This window comes from Peribacillus sp. Aquil_B1, from assembly GCF_022603275.1.
Taxonomy (GTDB): Bacteria; Bacillota; Bacilli; order Bacillales; family DSM-1321; genus Peribacillus.
In genome coordinates this window covers 1,607-4,620 of the sequence record NZ_JAKXEE010000014.1, presented here as the reverse complement: position 1 = coordinate 4,620, position 3,014 = coordinate 1,607, and the positions used below count along the sequence as shown (strand labels likewise).

1 rRNA gene is annotated in these 3,014 nt (G+C 52.0%); it reads right to left on the bottom strand.

Annotation, left to right across the window (positions count from 1 at the left end):
• Positions 1 to 8: 8 nt before the first annotated feature.
• Positions 9 to 2,940 (bottom strand): 23S ribosomal RNA (locus MPH60_RS27470).
• Between the last annotated feature and the right edge of the window lie 74 nt (positions 2,941 to 3,014).

Genomic DNA, 3,014 nt, shown 5'->3' with positions numbered 1-3,014 from the left:
AAAAAGCGTTGGTTAAGTCCTCGATCTATTAGTATCAGTCAGCTCCACATGTCACCATGCTTCCACCTCTGACCTATCAACCTGATCATCTTTCAGGGATCTTACTAGCTTGCGCCATGGGAAATCTCATCTTGAGGGGGGCTTCATGCTTAGATGCTTTCAGCACTTATCCCGTCCGCACGTAGCTACCCAGCTATGCCTTTGGCAAGACAACTGGTACACCAGCGGTGCGTCCATCCCGGTCCTCTCGTACTAAGGACAGCTCCTCTCAAATTTCCTGCGCCCGCGACGGATAGGGACCGAACTGTCTCACGACGTTCTGAACCCAGCTCGCGTACCGCTTTAATGGGCGAACAGCCCAACCCTTGGGACCGACTACAGCCCCAGGATGCGATGAGCCGACATCGAGGTGCCAAACCTCCCCGTCGATGTGGACTCTTGGGGGAGATAAGCCTGTTATCCCCGGGGTAGCTTTTATCCGTTGAGCGATGGCCCTTCCATGCGGAACCACCGGATCACTAAGCCCGACTTTCGTCCCTGCTCGACTTGTAGGTCTCGCAGTCAAGCTCCCTTGTGCCTTTACACTCTACGAATGATTTCCAACCATTCTGAGGGAACCTTTGGGCGCCTCCGTTACTCTTTAGGAGGCGACCGCCCCAGTCAAACTGCCCACCTGACACTGTCTCCCACCCCGATAAGGGGCGCGGGTTAGAATTTCAATACAGCCAGGGTAGTATCCCACCAACGCCTCCACCGAAGCTGGCGCTCCGGCTTCTCAGGCTCCTACCTATCCTGTACAAGCTGTACCAAAATTCAATATCAGGCTGCAGTAAAGCTCCACGGGGTCTTTCCGTCCTGTCGCGGGTAACCTGCATCTTCACAGGTACTATAATTTCACCGAGTCTCTCGTTGAGACAGTGCCCAGATCGTTACACCTTTCGTGCGGGTCGGAACTTACCCGACAAGGAATTTCGCTACCTTAGGACCGTTATAGTTACGGCCGCCGTTTACTGGGGCTTCGGTTCAAAGCTTCGCTTGCGCTAACCTCTCCCCTTAACCTTCCAGCACCGGGCAGGTGTCAGCCCCTATACTTCGCCTTGCGGCTTCGCAGAGACCTGTGTTTTTGCTAAACAGTCGCCTGGGCCTATTCACTGCGGCTTTTCTGGGCTATTCACCCTAAAAAGCACCCCTTCTCCCGAAGTTACGGGGTCATTTTGCCGAGTTCCTTAACGAGAGTTCTCTCGCACACCTTAGGATTCTCTCCTCGCCTACCTGTGTCGGTTTGCGGTACGGGCACCTTACATCTCACTAGAGGCTTTTCTTGGCAGCGTGGAATCAGGAACTTCGGTACTATATTTCCCTCGCCATCACAGCTCCGCCTTAATGGAAACGGGATTTGCCTCGTTTCCGGCCTAACTGCTTGGACGCGCATATCCAACAGCGCGCTTACCCTATCCTTCTGCGTCCCCCCATCGTTCAAACGATGTATAGGTGGTACAGGAATATCAACCTGTTGTCCATCGCCTACGCCTTTCGGCCTCGGCTTAGGTCCCGACTAACCCTGAGCGGACGAGCCTTCCTCAGGAAACCTTAGGCATTCGGTGGAAGGGATTCTCACCCTTCTTTCGCTACTCATACCGGCATTCTCACTTCTAAGCGCTCCACCAGTCCTTCCGGTCTGACTTCAACGCCCTTAGAACGCTCTCCTACCATCGACACCAACGGTGTCAATCCACAGCTTCGGTGATACGTTTAGCCCCGGTACATTTTCGGCGCGGAGTCACTCGACCAGTGAGCTATTACGCACTCTTTAAATGGTGGCTGCTTCTAAGCCAACATCCTGGTTGTCTAAGCAACTCCACATCCTTTTCCACTTAACGTATACTTTGGGACCTTAGCTGGTGGTCTGGGCTGTTTCCCTTTCGACTACGGATCTTATCACTCGCAGTCTGACTCCCAAGAATAAGTATTTGGCATTCGGAGTTTGACTGAATTCGGTAACCCGTTGGGGGCCCCTAGTCCAATCAGTGCTCTACCTCCAATACTCTCATCTTGAGGCTAGCCCTAAAGCTATTTCGGAGAGAACCAGCTATCTCCAGGTTCGATTGGAATTTCTCCGCTACCCACACCTCATCCCCGCACTTTTCAACGTGCGTGGGTTCGGGCCTCCATTCAGTGTTACCTGAACTTCACCCTGGACATGGGTAGATCACCTGGTTTCGGGTCTACGACCTCATACTCATTCGCCCTATTCAGACTCGCTTTCGCTGCGGCTCCGTCTCATCAACTTAACCTCGCATGAAATCGTAACTCGCCGGTTCATTCTACAAAAGGCACGCCATTACCCATTAACGGGCTTTGACTACTTGTAGGCACACGGTTTCAGGATCTATTTCACTCCCCTTCCGGGGTGCTTTTCACCTTTCCCTCACGGTACTGGTTCACTATCGGTCACTAGGGAGTATTTAGCCTTGGGAGATGGTCCTCCCTGCTTCCGACGGGATTTCTCGTGTCCCGCCGTACTCAGGATCCACTCAGGAGGGAACGAAGTTTCAACTACAGGGTTTTTACCTTCTTCGACGGATCTTTCCAGATCGCTTCATTTACCCCGTTCCTTTGTAACTCCATGTTGAGTGTCCTACAACCCCAAGAGGCAAGCCTCTTGGTTTGGGCTAATTCCGTTTCGCTCGCCGCTACTCAGGAAATCGCGTTTGCTTTCTCTTCCTCCGGGTACTTAGATGTTTCAGTTCCCCGGGTCTGCCTTCAGTACCCTATGTATTCAGGTAAAGATACTGTTCCATTACGAACAGTGGGTTTCCCCATTCGGAAATCTCCGGATCAAAGCTTACTTACAGCTCCCCGAAGCATATCGGTGTTAGTCCCGTCCTTCATCGGCTCCTAGTGCCAAGGCATCCACCGTGCGCCCTTTCTAACTTAACCGTTAAAAAAGATCTTACAGATGCTTTGAAAAAAATTAATTGCCTTCTATCTATTATCTAGTTTTCAAGGAACAA